Below are 14,678 nucleotides of genomic sequence, written 5' to 3'. Positions count from 1 at the left end.
GGCGAAGTAGACCCCGGAAGGAGCAGCGGTGCGGTGGTCGTCCCGGCGCGCGGAGGTCGTGCCGAGTCCGAACATCTGGTACTACCAGGCCGATTACGAGCTGGAGAACCGGGCGCAGGACAGCGGCGGCGAGATCTGGCGCGTGCTGCGTGAAGAGGGCGACTGGGCCGGTCGGGACGTGCTGGACGTCGGTTGCGGGGACGGGTTCCACCTGCCGCGCTTCGCCCGCGACGCGCGTTCGGTGCTCGGGGTGGAGCCGCACGAGCCGCTCGTGCGAAGCGCGTTGAAGCGGGTCGAGGGTCTGTTGAACGTGGACGTCCGCATGGGCCGGGCCCAGCGGCTGCCGGTCCGCAGCGCGAGCGTCGACGTCGTCCACGCGCGCACGGCGTACTTCTTCGGGCCCGGTTGCGAGCCGGGGCTGGCGGAGGCCGAGCGGGTGCTGCGGCCGGGCGGGGTGCTGCTGATCGTCGACCTCGACGTGACCAGTGAGCCCTACGGCTCCTGGATGCGAGCCGACCTACCGCACTACGACCCGGGCGCCGTCGAACGGTTCTTCGCCCGGGCCGGCTTCGGCTGCCGCCGGGTCACCACCGAGTGGCGGTTCGAAACGGCGGGGGACCTCGAAGCGGTGCTGAAGATCGAGTTCAGCAAGCGCGTCGCCGAACAGGCGATCGCGGAGTCGGTGCAGCGTAATGGGAATCGCGCGCACGACCTGACGCTGCCGGTGGGCTACCGCGTCCACGCGCGGGTCAAGCCCACCGGCCTCGTCCTGCCAGGTCACTCGGCTGCTTCTTCGGTCGAAGCCGAGGACTCGTCCTCGTCCTCACCGAGGATGCCGTAGAGCGAGCGCCGGGCGTCGTTGAGGACCTCGGCCGCGCGGGCCTGCTGGCTCTCGGTGCCCGCGCGCATGATCTGCACGACGGCGGCCGCCAGGTTCTTGCCCGCCTTGGCCAGCCCGACCTCGGACGGGTCGACGTCCTGCGCGATCTGCTCCCACGGCGGGGTGCTGTCCTGCTCTTCCGCGGCGGTGCGGCCGGCGTCGGTCAGCTCGAAGAGCTTCTTGCCGTGCTCGTCCTTGCTGATGACCAGGCCTTCGTCGGCCAGCAGCTGCAGCGTCGGGTAGACCGAGCCGGGGCTGGGCCGCCAGAAGCCGCCGGAGCGCTCGCCGATCTCGCGGATGATCTCGTAGCCGTGCCGGGGCTGCTCGGCGAGCAGCGCCAGGATCGCGGCGCGGACGTCACCGCGGCGGCTGCGCCGTCCGCCGTGACCTCGCCGGCCCGGTCCGTGGCCTCGGCCGCCGCGACCGCGTCCACCAGGGCCGAAGCCCGGGGGGAAGTCGCCGAAGCCACCGAAGGGCGCGCGCCCACGTTCCTGGGCGAAGGGGTGTTCCGAACTGAATGGGTGTCGTTGCCTACGCATGTCATGTTCCTTTCTCGAACTGTTGCGACTGCTTCACGATATATCGGAAACGGTCGGATGGCAACCTCGTCCCGGTGATGCCGCTCACGGAGCTTGAGCCTTCAAGTGCTGAGCCTTAGATTAGGCAAGCCTAAACACCTGTTAGCAAAGGTAACGACCAGTGCGCACCCGATCGCTCCCGCTGACGGCGGGGCTGCTGGTCCTCGCCGCGGCCGTCGTCGCCGCCGTGCTGCTCAGCGTCGCCGTCGGCACCCGCGGCCTGAGCCCGGGCACCGTGCTGGACGCGCTCTTCCACTTCGACCCGGGCAACGCCGACCACCTCGTCGTCCGCGAGCTCCGGCTCCCGCGCACGCTCGCCGGGGTGCTCGCCGGTGTCGCGCTGGGCCTGTCCGGCGCCGTCATCCAGGGCGCGACGCGCAACCCGCTGGCCGACCCGGGACTGCTCGGCGTCAACGCGGGCGCGGCCCTGTTCGTCGTCCTCGGCATCGGCACGTTCGGCATCGCGAGCGTCGGCGGTTACGTCTGGTTCGGCTTCGCCGGTGCCGCGGCCGCCGGGACCGTCGTCTACGGCATCGGCTCGCTCGGCCGGGCCGGGGCGACGCCGGTGAAGCTCGCGCTGGCCGGGGCCGCGGTCTCCGCCGCGCTGGCGTCGGTGACCAGCGGGCTGCTGCTGACCGACGCGACGACGTTCGACCAGTACCGGTTCTGGCAGGTCGGCTCGCTGGCCGGCCGCGACGCGGCGACGATCGCCCAGGCCGTGCCGTTCGTCGTGGCGGGCGTGGTGCTCGCGCTGGTCGCCGCGCGGATGCTCAACGCGCTCGCCCTCGGCGAGGACGTCGCCCGCTCGCTCGGCCAGAACGTGACGGCCGCGCGGCTGGTGTGCGCGCTGGCCGTCGTCGTCCTGTGCGGGTCGGCGACGGCGATCGCCGGGCCGATCGCGTTCGTCGGGCTGACCGTGCCGCACGTCGCGCGGCTGGTCACCGGGCCCGACCACCGCTGGCTGCTGCCGTACTCGGCGCTCATCGCCCCGCTGCTCCTGCTGGTTTCCGACGTCGTCGGCCGCGTCGTCGCGCGCCCGGCCGAGGTGCAGGTCGGGATCATCACGGCACTGGTCGGCGCGCCCGTGTTCGTGTTCCTCGTGCGCCGCCGCAAGGTCGTGACGGTGTGACCGCGCTCGAGACGATCGTCGCCGCGCGCCGCCGGGGAGCCGCCCGGGCCCGGGTGGTGTCCCTGCTGTTGCTGCTCGCGATCGTGGTCGTCTTCGCGGTTTCGCTGGCGGTCGGGGACTTCCCGGTGCCCCTCGGTGAGCTGCCGGGGCTGCTCTTCGGCGACGCGACCGGCCGGGCCGCCTACGTCGTCACGGAACTGCGCCTGCCGCGGGCGGTCACCGGCCTGCTCGTCGGCCTCGCCTTCGGGACGGCCGGGGCGCTCTTCCAGCGCCTGCTGCGCAACCCGCTGGCCAGCCCGGACGTCATCGGCGTGACGCAGGGCGCGAGCGCGGCGGCCGTCGTCGCGATCGTCCTCTTCGGCGCCGCCGGCCCGGTGGTGTCCGCCGCGGCCCTGGGCGGCGCCCTGCTCACCGGCGCCGCGATCTACCTGCTGTCCCGCCGCGGCGGTGTGCACGGCTACCGGCTGGTGCTCGTCGGCGTCGGGATCGGCGCGATGCTCACCAGCGTCGTCTCGTACCTGATGACCTGGGCCGACGTCACGCTCGCGCAGCAGGCCCTGGTCTGGCTCACCGGCAACCTCAACGCCCGGACCTGGGACCACGCCGGCCCGCTCGCCGCCGCCCTCGTCGTGCTCCTGCCCGCCGCGCTGCTGCTCGGCCGCACGCTGACCGGCCTGCAGCTGGGCGACGACACCGCGGCCGGGCTCGGCCTGCGCGTCGAACGCAGCCGGCTGGCGCTGCTGGTGGTCGCGGTGGCGCTGGCCGCGTTCGCGACGGCGGCGGCCGGCCCGATCTCGTTCGTCGCCTTCGTGGCCAACCCGATCGCGACGCGGCTCGTCGGCGGCGCCCGCGCGGGACTGCTGCCCGCGGCGCTGATCGGCGCGCTCGTGGTGCTGCTGGGCGACTTCGCGGCCCAGCACCTGCTCGGCGAGCAGCTGCCGGTCGGCGTCGTCACCGGCGCCGTGGGCGCGCCCTACCTGCTGTGGCTGCTCGCGACCGCCAACCGGGCCGGGCGAGTGTGAGAGGAACGCCGTGACACTGCACACCGAGAACCTCGAACTCGGCTACGGGCCGCTGCGCGTGGTCAAGGACCTGTCCGTGCGGATCCCACCCGGCAAGGTCACCATGATCGTCGGGACCAACGCCTGCGGGAAGTCGACGCTCCTGCGCGGGCTCGCGCGGCTGCTCACGCCGACCGCGGGCGCGGTCTACCTCGACGGCAAGGGCATCACGACGTTGCGCAGCAAGGACGTCGCGACCGTGCTCGGCCTGCTGCCGCAGTCGCCGACGGCGCCCGAGGGCATCACCGTCGCCGACCTCGTCGGCCGCGGCCGCTACCCGCACCAGGGGATGTTCCGCCGCTGGAGCGACGAAGACGACGACGCCGTCGCGAAGGCGATGCTCGCGACCGACACGGTCGAGCTGGCGGCGCGGCCCGTCGACGAGCTGTCCGGCGGGCAGCGCCAGCGCGTGTGGATCGCCATGGCGCTGGCGCAGCGGACGCCGTTGCTGCTGCTCGACGAGCCCACGACGTTCCTCGACATCGCCCACCAGGTCGAGGTTCTCGACCTGCTCGCCGAGCTGAACGCCGAGGACGGCCGGACGATCGTCATCGTCCTGCACGACCTCAACCTGGCCGCCCGCTACGGCGACCACCTGATCGCGATGAAGGACGGCCGGATCGCCGCCGAGGGCGCGCCCGCCGACATCCTCACCGCCGACCTCGTCGCCGACGTCTTCGGCATGCCCTGCCAGGTCATCCAGGACCCGGTCTCCGCCACGCCCCTGGTCGTCCCGATCGGCAGGCGGCGGGCCACCCCTCAGGAAGAAGGAACCCCCGATGCGTCCTAAGTGGACTCGCCTGGTCGCGGTGCTCGCGGTCGGCACCCTCCTCGCCGCGTGCGGCCAGCCGGACAGGCAGAGCACCTCCGGCGTCGGCGACCAGGACGTCGCCACCGGCGGCAAGCTGTTCTCCACCGCCGACTCCGAGACCGCGAAGCTCGGCGCGGACGTCGGCCCGGGTGTCTTCCCGCGGACCGTCACCCACGCGCTGGGCAAGACGAAGCTGGACAAGAAGCCGTCGCGGGTCGTCGTGCTCGACAGCGGTGAGCTGGACGACGTCCTCGCGCTCGGCATCACCCCGGTCGGCATGGCCACCAACGCCGGGCAGAACGACGTGCCCGCCTACCTCGCCGACCGTGCCAAGGGCATCCCGACGATCGGCGGGATCAGCGACCTCAACCTCGAGGCGATCGCGGCGCTGAACCCGGACCTGATCCTCGGCAGCAAGCTGCGCGCGAACGACCTGTACCCGCAGCTGTCGAAGATCGCGCCGACGGTGTTCAGCATCCGCCCCGGGTTCCCGTGGAAGGAGAACCTGCTGCTGATCGGCGCTTCGCTGGGCGCGGAGACGCAGGCGATCGGGCTGCTGAACGACTACCAGAAGCGGGCCAACGAGGTGAAGGCCGCGGTCAAGGGCGAGCCGAAGATCTCGCTGCTGCGCTTCCACTCCACCGGCATCCGGCTCTACGGCAACCTGTCGTTCATCGGTGTCATCCTCAAGGACACCGGCCTCGGCCGGCCCGCGAACCAGAACATCGACGAGCTCGCCGCGCAGATCTCCAAGGAGCGCATCGACGAGGCCGACGGCGACTGGATCTTCTACTCCAGTCTCGGCGCCGGCCCGAGCGCGGACGAGAAGGCCGTCACGAGCAGCGGGCTGTGGGCGGGGCTGGGCGCGGTCAAGGCCAAGCACGCGATCGCGGTCGACGACTCGGTGTGGTTCCTCGGCCTCGGCCCGATCGGGGCGATGAAGGTCCTCGACGACCTCAAGAAGTACCTGGGCTGAGAACCTTATTCTGGTTAGGCCGGCGCCACGGACCGGAGCTCGGCCGCGCGCGGTGACCTGGCGCCGGCCGACGGCTGAATAAGGTTCTTGAGAAGATCGGCGCGTGCCGGAAACCATCGACGAGATCGACGCGCGGCTGCTCCAGGCGCTGGGGGAGGACCCCCGGTCCACGGCGGTCGCGCTGGCCGAGCGGCTGGGCCTCTCCCGCAACACGGTGCAGGCCCGGCTCGCGCGGCTGGAGCAGCGCGGCGTCCTCGGGTCGTTCGAACGCCGCATCGACCCGGCGCGGCTGGGCTACCCGCTGCGGGCCTTCGTCAACGCGCAGGTCGACCAGCGGCGCCTCGCCGAGATCGCCGACGCGCTCGCGGTCGTCCCCGAGGTCACCGAGGTGTGCGGGCTGACCGGGGCGAGCGACCTGATGGTGCAGGTGGTGGCCGTCGACGCCGACGACCTCTACCGCATCGCCGGGCGGATCCTGGCCTCGCCGGGGGTGGAGCGGACGAACATCTCGCTCGTCATGCGCGAGCTCGTCCCGTACCGGCTCACGCCCCTGCTGGAGCGCGTGCATTCTGCCCAGCCGGAGACCTGACGCCACGGTGCGTCGTGGGCATTCTGCTCAGTCCTGACGCCATCGGTTGTGCGAAGCGTCCACCAGTGCTGTCCTGGTGTGCGCTTCCTGCACGAAAGGTGTCGACGATGACTCAGGCCACCCCGACGGCTCGGGCGACGGGCACGCTCGCCTCCATAGAGCAGCGGGTGCTGTGGCTCGCCACCGCGATCGTGCACCAGGCGAACCGGGTGCGGCCCAACCCGTCCGGGTTGAAGGTCGGCGGGCACCAGGCGTCGTGCGCGTCGCTCGTCTCGATCATGACGTCGCTGTGGTTCCGGCACCTGCGTCCCGAGGACCGCGTCTCGGTGAAGCCGCACGCGTCGCCGGTGCTCCACGCGATCAACTACCTGCTCGGCGAGCTCGACGAGGACTACCTGCCGACGCTGCGGGAGTTCGGCGGCCTGCAGAGCTACCCGAGCCGCGCCAAGGACCCCGACCCCGTCGACTACTCCACCGGCTCGGTCGGCATCGGTGCGACCGCCCCGATCTGGGGCGCGCTGGCCCGCCGCTACCTGACCACCCGGGGCTCGAACGCCGGCACCGGACGGCAGTACTCCCTCGTCGGCGACGCCGAGCTGGACGAAGGCGCGATCTGGGAGGCGATCCTCGACCCGGGTGTCGCCGACCTCGGCGAGATCGTCTGGATCGTCGACCTCAACCGCCAGTCGCTCGACCGCGTCGTGCCGAACATCGCGGCGGGACGCCTGCAGGGCATGTTCGACGCGGCAGGCTGGCAGGTCCTGACGCTGAAGTACGGGCGGCTGCTGGAGGAGCTGTTCACCCGGCCCGGCGGCACCGAGCTGCGCGCGCGGATCGACGCGATGCCGAACCCCGAGTATCAGCGGCTGCTGCGCTGCGACGCCGCCCAGGTGCGCGACCGCCTGCCCGCGGGCGACGCCGCGCTGGCCGGCCTGGTGGCGACGCTGGACGACGAGACGCTGCTGGCCGCGATCCGCAACCTCGGCGGCCACGACCTCGGCTCGCTCGACGAGGTCTTCGCGTCCATTTCGGACAGTCGCCCGACGGTGATCTTCGCCTACACGGTCAAGGGCCGCGGTCTCCCCACCCAGGGGCACCCGCAGAACCACTCGTCGCTGCTGACCGTCGCGCAGATGGAGGAGCTGGCGACGTCTCTCGGGACTGACCTCGCTTCGCCGTGGCAGGGCTTCGCGCCGGGGTCGTCCGAAGCCGCGTTGTGCGCTGAAGTCGCTTCGCGCCTTCGCCGTCCGGACGTCCCTTCGGCGCCTTCGCTGGAACTGCCGGTCGACATCGGACGGACGCCGTCCGGGACCGCGACGACGCAGGCCGCGCTGGGTCGCGTCCTGCTCGACCTGACGCGCGAAGCGCCCGAAGCGGCGAAGCGCGTCGTCACGGTCAGCCCCGACGTCAGCTCGACGACCAACCTCGGCGGCTGGGTCAACAAGGTCGGCGTCTGGTCGGCGACCGAGCGCCGCGACTGGTTCGACGACGACCCCGAAACGATCATGCACTGGCGCGAGAAGCCGACCGGCCAGCACGTCGAACTGGGTATCGCCGAGACGAACCTGGTCGGGCTGCTCGGCGAGCTGGGCGCGACCTGGAGCCGCTGGGGCGAGCCGCTGCTGCCGATCGGCGTCATGTACGACCCGTTCGTCGAGCGCGCGCTGGAGCCGTGGTCGTTCGGCATCTACGCGGGCGGGCAGTCGATCCTGATCGGCACGCCGTCCGGCGTCACGCTCGCCCCGGAGGGCGGCGCGCACCAGTCGATCACCACGCCGTCGATCGGCATCGAGCAGCCCGGCTGCGTCAGCTACGAACCCGCGTTCGCGATCGACACGGAGTGGACGCTGCTGGCGGCGCTCGGCCGGCTCGGCAAGCCGGGCGGCACGTCGTCGTACTTCCGACTCTCGACGCGGCCGGTCGACCAGACCCTGGCCGACGTGCCGACGGACCCGGCGGCGCGCGAACGCCGTCGCCGCCAGGTCGTCGCGGGTGCGTACCTGCTGCGGCGGGCCGCTTCGCCGTCGGTGACCTTGGTGGCGATGGGCGCGCTGGTGCCGGACGCCGTGGCCGCGGCCGAGCGGCTGGCCCAGGTGGGCGTCGAGGCCGACGTCGTGTGCGTGACCAGCCCGGGCCTGCTGTTCGAGGCCCTGCAGGCGCGGTCCGGCCGGGGCAGCGGCGACTCGTGGATCCTCGACCAGGCGTTCCCGGCTTCGCGGGCGAAGCCGCTGGTCACCGTCCTCGACGGCCACCCGCACACGCTGGCGTTCCTGGCCGGGATCAACCGGGTGCCGTCGGTCGCGCTGGGCGTCACGGGCTTCGGTCAGTCCGGGTCGCTGGAGGACGTGTACCGCCACCACGGCATCGACACGGACGCGATCATCCGGGCCGCGCTGGACGTCGTCAGCTGAAGGTCGCCGCCGCGAGCATCGTGTCCATCTTGGTGTCCCAGTCGGCCGAGGCGCCGTACTCGACCACGAGGATCTTGCTCGTCGGCAGCCACCACATCCGGACCTTGTTGTTCTGGGTCGCGTCCTGGCAGGTGACCTGCCACTCGCCGTACTCGGCCGTCTTCGGGCCGATCGGCTTGAACCCGGAGTCGAGGAGGTCGCTGCCGGTCGCGACGGCGGCGTCCCCGGGCGGCGAGGCGGCGGTGATGCACGTCGGGACGTCCGTGCCGGTGTACCAGCCGAAGGGCCGCTTCGCGCTGGGCAGGTTGATGGGCGCGTTGGGGTCCGAAGTGGCCTCGCGCAGGTCCAGCAACCGCGCCTGGCAGACGGCGCCGCCTTCGGAGACGCAGCCGTCGAGCAGGCCGTCCTGGCTCTTGTCCGTGTACTTCGTCCCGACCGGGAGGGCGACGTGCATGGTCGCGACCACGACCTGCGGCCCGGCGACCTTGGTCACGGTCGGCACGGGCTGCGCCTGACCGCCGGTGGTGGAGCTGCACGCGGCGGTGCCCAGCACCACCGCGACGGCCAGGATGAAACGGCTCCGCACGGGTTCACCTCTTTCGTCCACCCTGGGACTCACAACCGCCCCGGCTGGTTTCACCGGGCGATCGACAATCTAGCCAGGGCGTCAGGACGCGGTGTCGTCCGCCCGCGACCGCAGCCGCCGGCCGAGGGTGCCCACGTCGCGCAGCTGAGCCGCGGCTTGCGAGTTCTGCACCCGCCGGAGCTGCTCCACCCAGGTGACCGGCACGACAACCGACCCGGCGTGCCGGTCGTGCCAGCAGGTCCGGCCTTCGCGGGTGGTCCGCAGGGCGAGGCAGTCGGCGACCGAGCCCGCCAGCAGCAGGACGCCGGGAACCGCCCACAGGAGACTGACGTCGAGCAGCCCGAGCAGCAGCAGGACCCAGGCCATCCCCGGGAGGACGACCGCGACGGCCGTGCGCCGGGCCGCCGCGCCGAGGGTGAGCCGGCCGCCGCCGGTCCCGGCCACGGTCAGCGAGAACGCCATCTTCCCGGGGGTGCGGCCGAACCAGTGCACGAAGACGACCTCGTACGCCGCGACGACGAGGACCTGCAGCGTCAAGGTGCAGCCGGCGATGAGCACGATGGTGCTCCAGTACCCGGACAGCGCCGCGAGGGCGACGTCGTCGAGGTCGCCCCACTTGCCGAACACGGCGTCGAGGGCGCCGTCCCGGGTCAGCAGCGCGGCCCGCTCGCCGGCGCCGGACTGGATCAGGTGGCCGGCCGGGAGCCACAGGGGCGAGCCGATGAGCCAGGGCACGAGCCAGTCGATCCAGCGGGCGCCCCACCGGCGCCAGGTCGTCGGGCGCTGTCCGGTCACGATCGTTTCCCTTCGCCGCGGTGCGCGTTCAAGCCGGGGAGTCGCGTACCGCCGCGGCGGTGCTGCACGCCCCGCGCGTTTGTCCGGGAACTGTCCAGTCCCCCGGGTGACCTGGCGTACACCCGGCCGGGGCGGCCCGGGCGGCGGCTCGGGGCGCGTGGGACACTGGTTCGGTTATGACTGCCCTCCCGCTCGTTTTCGACGCTCCCAAGCGCGGCCTGCCGCCGCGCCACCTCGCCGACCTCACGGTGGCCGAACGCGCCGCCGCCGTCGCCGAGCTGGGGGAGAAGCCGTTCCGCGCGAAGCAGCTGTCGAACCACTACTTCTCGCGCCTGACGGTCGACCCGGCGGAGATGACCGACATCCCGGCGGCGTCCCGCTCCAAGCTGGTCGCCGACCTGATGCCGACGCTGCTGACCGAGGTCCGCGCGCTGCAGGCCGACAACGGCGCGACCCGCAAGACGCTGTGGCGCGCGCACGACGGCACGCTCCTGGAGAGCGTCCTGATGCGCTACCCGGACCGCGCGACGCTGTGCATCTCGAGCCAGGCCGGCTGCGGCATGGCGTGCCCGTTCTGCGCGACCGGCCAGGGTGGTCTCGACCGGAACTTGTCGACGGCGGAGATCGTGGACCAGGTCCGTTCGGCGGCGGCGGTCATGCGCGACGGCACGATGCCCGGTGGTCCCGGGCGGCTGTCCAACATCGTCTTCATGGGCATGGGCGAGCCCCTGGCGAACTACAAGCGCGTGGTGGCCGCGGTGCGGCGGATCACCGATCCCGCGCCGGGTGGGCTGGGGATCGGGCAGCGTTCGGTGACGGTGTCCACTGTGGGTCTGGCGCCGGCGATCCGGAAGCTGGCCGACGAGAAGATGCAGGTGCGGCTGGCGGTCTCGCTGCACACGCCGGATGACGAGCTGCGGGACACGCTGGTGCCGGTGAACGAGCGCTGGTCGGTGGACGAGGTTTTGTCCGCGGCTCGGTACTACGCCGATACTTCCGGGCGTCGGGTGTCCATTGAGTATGCGCTGATCCGGGACATTAACGATCAGCCGTGGCGGGCTGAGCTGCTAGCTCGCCGGTTGCGGAAGCATCTGGGTCAGCTGGTGCACGTGAACGTGATTCCGCTGAACCCGACGCCGGGGTCGAAGTGGGACGCGTCGCCGAAGCCGGTGGAGCGGGAGTTCGTGCGGCTGGTGAACGCGGGCGGAGTAGCGTGCACGGTGCGTGACACGCGCGGCCAGGAGATCGCCGCGGCTTGTGGCCAGCTCGCCGCCGAGGGTTGAGTTTTTCTTTTCAGTTATGGAGATTCTGTCGTGATGTATGCCCCCAGCCTGCTGGACCCGGCTGCTGAATCGTTGAAGCTGTCGGACTTCGTCGGTGCGACGGACGTCGCGCGCGAGGCGCGGACGCTGCTGGGTGAGCGGTTCAGCTCGGTGACGTTCATGTACGTGCTGATGCGGGCGTTCGAGGTGGAGTACTCGGCGGCGTGCGACGCTTCGCGCTGGCACGAGTTCCACGGTGGGCCGCGTGCGTTGTCGGATGCGGATCTGGAGTCGTTGCTCGCTCCGTGGCTCACTCGCTGACCGGCTCCGACCACGCGAGCTGAACCAGCTCCTGGCCCGCGCGCCGGACCGAAGTCACGCGGCCCGGCAGCAAGGCCGACGGCCAGACTCCGAAGATCAGCGGGCCCTCGCGGAAGTCGCCGTCGCCGACGACACCCGGGACCTGGATGGCCGCCAACGTGTTCAGCACTCCGTGCTGGAGTGCGGTGGCCGCTCCTTCTGTGCGGCGGGCGATCACCACGTGCAAGCCGACGTCCTTCGCCTGGGGGATGAACTCGCGCAGCGGCTCGAGCGGGTCGGTGTCGCCAGGGGTGACGAGCTCCGCGTCGTCCACGACCACGTACAGGTCGGGCCCCGACCACCAGCTGCGGTTCTTCAGCTGCTCCTGCGTCACGTCCGGTCCGGGAAGCCGTCGCCGCAGTGATTCCCGGACCTCTTCGAGCATGGCGCCGAGCTGGGCGTTCGACACCGCGTACGCCAGCAGGTGCTCCGTCGCCACGTAGCCGAGCGAGGTGCGGCGGTAGTCGACCAGGATGATGGCCGCCTCCGCCGGGGTGTACTGCTCGGTGATGCCGCGGAGGATGGTGCGCACGAGCGTCGTCTTGCCGGATTCCGGGCCCATGAACGCCATGAAGTGCGGTTCGGCGGCCGGCTGCCAGACGGCCGGTGTTCCGTCGAGGCGTACCCCGAGCGGCAGGGAGCCGGCGTCGGAAGGCGGCACCTCGGTGCGGGGCACGCGGGTCGGCAGCGCGGTCAGCTGCCGCGTCAGCTCGTGTGGCAGTTCTTCGAATGACACCGGGGCCGCGTCGCCAAGTGTGAAGGCCGCCGACGCGAAGTCGGAGCGGGTCAGGAACTCCGCGTCGGCGAACTCCGGGCCGCGGGCGAAACGCGCCGACCTGAACACCGCGTCGCCGCGGAAGCTCGCTGCCGTGAAATCCGCGCGGTCGTCGAACGCGGTCCCGGTGAAGTCAGCCACCGCGGTGAACTTCGCCGAGGAGAAGCCGGCCGCGCCGGTGAACGTCGCGCCGTTGAAGCGTGCCGCGCCCACGAACGTCGCCGAGGAGAAGCCGGCCGACCGCACCCGGCAGCCGCTCAGGTCGAAGCCGAGCAGGCTCGCGCCGGCGAGGTCGACGTCGATGTCCGGCCAGAAACGGTCGTCCGGTGCGTCCGTGCGCAGATGCGCCGCCAAGACCCCGCCGACGGCCTGCCGGACGCGCCCCTGCTGCCCGATGCCGCTTTCGACGACGTCGGCGGCCGCGTCGGTGAACATGCGCAGGTAGGCGCAGAGCACGTTGACGATCGTCTGCCGCTGGCCCGGGCTGCTCTGGCCGAGCCGCTCCAACGCGTAGAGCCCGCCGAGCTGCACGGCCAGCCGGTCCGATCCCAGCTGGTCGACGGACTTGCTGTACAGCTCGGTGAGCCGCCGTTCCGCCGCGTCCAGCCGGGTGTCGTCGGCCATCCGCTCCTGGAGCGCTTGGTCCAGGTCCTTCTGCTTCAGGCTGATTTCGGCGGTCCGCTGACGACGGGCGGTGAGCAGCAGGGCCGCCGCCCCGCCCGTCCCGACCACGATGGTGCCCGCGGTCTTGATCGCCTCGAGCTGGTTGCGCTCCTGCGCGTCGCCGTGGCCGAACGCCGCCAGCAACCACACCGCGACGGCGATGCCCAGCACCACGATCACCGCGGAGGCGAACCAGATCATCCGGATCGACAAGACCCGGTACGGGACCTTCCCCGGCTCGGCGTGGCGGGTTTCGTCGTCACTCGTGCTGCCGTTCTCCACGTCGATCACCGTAGGGCAGATCGGCCGCGCGTGATCGCTGATGCACACTCGCACCATGGCTTTGCGTGAACTCGGGGCGGCGGTGCGGTGGTTGCGTGAGAACACCGAGCCCGCCTCGGTGGGGCTGGTGGCCGAGGGCCGGCGGCGGGTTCGCGGGTTGCGGCGCGAAGAGCTCGCCGAGCTGGCCGGGGTTTCCGCCGACTACGTGCGGCGGCTGGAACAGGGACGCAGTCACCCGTCGGCCGCGGTGGTGAGTGCCATTGCTCGTGCCTTGCGGGCTGGGCGGGCGGACTACGAACGGCTCTGCGCGCTGGCCGGGTACGCCGCCGCGGATGGGCAGGTTCCGCGCACGGCCGGGGCGGCCGCCACCAGGCTGCTGGAGCGGTTTGGCGACACCCCCGTCTTCCTGGCCGACGCGGCGTGGAACGTGGTCGCCGTCAACGGTGCTTGGCTGGCGCTGGAATGTGGGACGCCCGCTGCCCACCCCCGGGACTGGAACGTCGCGTGGCGCACCTTCCGCAACGCGCTCGGCGGCATCAGCCGGACCGACGAGCGCGCGGCCGGTTTCCAGGCCATGCTTGTCGCCCGCTTGCACCGCACGTCCGCGCGCTATCCCGGTGATGGCTCGCTCGCCGAGCTCGTCGACGAGCTGCGGACCACCAGCCGGCCCTTCGACACCCTGTGGCGCACGCCGAGAACCGTTACCTCCTATGAGAACCGGGCCGTCTTCCGGCATCCGGGGGTCGGCGAGATCACCCTCGACGGCACCTTGCTCGACGTCCCGGGGGACGACCTGATGGCCGTGGTCCTCACCGCCGCGCCGGGCTCGGCCGATGCCGCGCGGCTCGGGGAGATCGTCGGCGAGCCGTCCGTTGTCAGGGTGGGCCAAGACGGCCCAGGCTGACTCGCCGTGCGGCCGTGATCATGGGTCTCATGTGGACGAAGCTCCGCCCTTGCGGCGGCGTGGCGCGGCCGAGCGGGGCGGTGCCGAGCGCATGTGGTCGCGCACCGGGGCCAGCAGGCCGGCGAGGGTTTCGACGTCGGCCGGCGCGAGCGGCTCGAACAGCAGGCCGGCGACGACCTCGATGTGCCCCGGCAGCACCTTCGCGAGCAGCGCGCGGCCGGCCTCGGTGATGGTGACCGTGACGCTCCGCTCGTCGTCCGGCGACGGGGTGCGGACGACCAGGCCCGCCTTCTCGAGCAGGCTCGCCTGGTAGGTCAGGCCGCTGCGGCTGTAGACGACGCCGTCTGCCAGGTCGGTCATGCGGTGGCTGCCCGTCGGCGAGTCGCCGAGCCGGGCCAGGAGCTGGAACTGCACGTAGCTCAGGTCGCCGGCCTCGCGCAGCTGCTGCTCGACCGCGTGCCGGAGCAGGCTGGTCACCTCGACGAGGTCGAAGTAGGCGCCGAGCTGCACGGGGTCGAGGGACGGTTCAGACATGCCGTCAGTCTACTGCTTCGAATTGGAAGTACCCGTGACCAGCGTCACTTGCTTCGAATTTGAAGCAGATGTACTGTCGCCT

The 14,678-nt window shown here is 71.9% G+C and carries 15 protein-coding genes; 10 read left to right on the top strand and 5 right to left on the bottom strand.

The window, feature by feature from the left end:
- The first annotated feature begins 28 nt into the window (after window positions 1-28).
- Complete coding sequence (locus ACZ7PG_RS42720) at window positions 29-841, top strand: class I SAM-dependent methyltransferase (protein WP_470244925.1); 813 nt, start codon at window positions 29-31, stop codon at window positions 839-841.
- On the opposite strand, the gene ACZ7PG_RS42715 is transcribed toward ACZ7PG_RS42720, so the two are convergent.
- The gene (locus ACZ7PG_RS42715) at window positions 778-1,419 is read right to left on the bottom strand and encodes a PadR family transcriptional regulator (protein ID WP_470244924.1); all 642 of its coding nucleotides are present in this window, start codon (window positions 1,417-1,419) and stop codon (window positions 778-780) included. The two genes, ACZ7PG_RS42720 and ACZ7PG_RS42715, sit on opposite strands and share 64 nt — an antisense overlap.
- A gap of 160 nt (window positions 1,420-1,579) precedes the next feature.
- On the opposite strand from ACZ7PG_RS42715, the gene ACZ7PG_RS42710 reads away from it, so the two are divergent.
- The 6 genes from ACZ7PG_RS42710 (at window position 1,580) to ACZ7PG_RS42685 (ending at window position 8,435) form a co-directional block, all read left to right on the top strand.
- Window positions 1,580-2,587, top strand: coding sequence for a FecCD family ABC transporter permease (locus ACZ7PG_RS42710; protein WP_470244923.1), 1,008 nt, complete (start codon window positions 1,580-1,582; stop codon window positions 2,585-2,587).
- A complete protein-coding gene (locus tag ACZ7PG_RS42705) occupies window positions 2,584-3,609 on the top strand; it encodes a FecCD family ABC transporter permease (RefSeq protein WP_470244922.1) in 1,026 nt (341 codons plus the stop codon). The genes ACZ7PG_RS42710 and ACZ7PG_RS42705 overlap by 4 nt, the downstream gene beginning before the upstream one ends.
- 10 nt (window positions 3,610-3,619) lie before the next feature.
- The gene (locus ACZ7PG_RS42700; protein WP_470244921.1) at window positions 3,620-4,438 is read left to right on the top strand and encodes an ABC transporter ATP-binding protein; all 819 of its coding nucleotides are present in this window, start codon (window positions 3,620-3,622) and stop codon (window positions 4,436-4,438) included.
- The gene (locus tag ACZ7PG_RS42695; RefSeq protein ID WP_470244920.1) at window positions 4,428-5,435 is read left to right on the top strand and encodes an ABC transporter substrate-binding protein; all 1,008 of its coding nucleotides are present in this window, start codon (window positions 4,428-4,430) and stop codon (window positions 5,433-5,435) included. Before ACZ7PG_RS42700 ends, ACZ7PG_RS42695 begins: the two co-directional genes overlap by 11 nt.
- A gap of 103 nt (window positions 5,436-5,538) precedes the next feature.
- Entirely contained in the window at window positions 5,539-6,024 is a 486-nt protein-coding gene (locus ACZ7PG_RS42690; protein WP_470244919.1) for an Lrp/AsnC family transcriptional regulator, read from the top strand.
- A 107-nt stretch (window positions 6,025-6,131) separates the two neighbouring features.
- Entirely contained in the window at window positions 6,132-8,435 is a 2,304-nt protein-coding gene (locus ACZ7PG_RS42685; protein WP_470244918.1) for a transketolase-like TK C-terminal-containing protein, read from the top strand.
- On the opposite strand, the gene ACZ7PG_RS42680 is transcribed toward ACZ7PG_RS42685, so the two are convergent.
- Both ACZ7PG_RS42680 and ACZ7PG_RS42675 read right to left on the bottom strand, forming a co-directional pair.
- Window positions 8,428-9,021 carry a hypothetical protein gene (locus tag ACZ7PG_RS42680; protein WP_470244917.1) on the bottom strand — a complete coding sequence of 198 codons (594 nt, stop codon included), beginning with the start codon at window positions 9,019-9,021 and terminating at the stop codon, window positions 8,428-8,430. The genes ACZ7PG_RS42685 and ACZ7PG_RS42680 overlap by 8 nt on opposite strands.
- Before the next feature lie 81 nt (window positions 9,022-9,102).
- Window positions 9,103-9,816 (bottom strand): RDD family protein, encoded by a 714-nt coding sequence (locus tag ACZ7PG_RS42675; protein WP_470244916.1) that lies wholly within the window; start codon window positions 9,814-9,816, stop codon window positions 9,103-9,105.
- Window positions 9,817-9,992: 176 nt separating this feature from the next.
- Here ACZ7PG_RS42675 and rlmN point away from each other — a divergent pair, with 176 nt between their 5' ends.
- Window positions 9,993-11,099, top strand: coding sequence for a dual-specificity RNA methyltransferase RlmN (rlmN, locus tag ACZ7PG_RS42670; protein ID WP_470244915.1), 1,107 nt, complete (start codon window positions 9,993-9,995; stop codon window positions 11,097-11,099).
- Between the two features lie 33 nt (window positions 11,100-11,132).
- Window positions 11,133-11,399, top strand: a complete 267-nt coding sequence (locus ACZ7PG_RS42665) for a hypothetical protein (RefSeq protein ID WP_470244914.1) — start codon at window positions 11,133-11,135, stop codon at window positions 11,397-11,399.
- Here the strand turns inward: ACZ7PG_RS42665 and ACZ7PG_RS42660 are convergent.
- Window positions 11,389-13,158 (bottom strand): pentapeptide repeat-containing protein, encoded by a 1,770-nt coding sequence (locus tag ACZ7PG_RS42660; RefSeq protein WP_470244913.1) that lies wholly within the window; start codon window positions 13,156-13,158, stop codon window positions 11,389-11,391. The genes ACZ7PG_RS42665 and ACZ7PG_RS42660 overlap by 11 nt on opposite strands.
- 55 nt (window positions 13,159-13,213) lie before the next feature.
- Here ACZ7PG_RS42660 and ACZ7PG_RS42655 point away from each other — a divergent pair, with 55 nt between their 5' ends.
- Window positions 13,214-14,062: a helix-turn-helix domain-containing protein gene (locus tag ACZ7PG_RS42655; protein WP_470244912.1), complete on the top strand. Its 849-nt coding sequence runs from the start codon at window positions 13,214-13,216 to the stop codon at window positions 14,060-14,062.
- Window positions 14,063-14,089: 27 nt separating this feature from the next.
- Here ACZ7PG_RS42655 and ACZ7PG_RS42650 read toward each other — a convergent pair whose 3' ends face one another.
- A complete protein-coding gene (locus ACZ7PG_RS42650; protein ID WP_470244911.1) occupies window positions 14,090-14,596 on the bottom strand; it encodes a MarR family winged helix-turn-helix transcriptional regulator in 507 nt (168 codons plus the stop codon).
- Window positions 14,597-14,678: the final 82 nt, after the last annotated feature.

The sequence above is a fragment of the Amycolatopsis sp. NPDC114504 genome (assembly GCF_055633595.1).
Note: the sequence above shows the minus strand (reverse complement) of the source record. Positions and strands in the feature narration are given on the sequence as shown.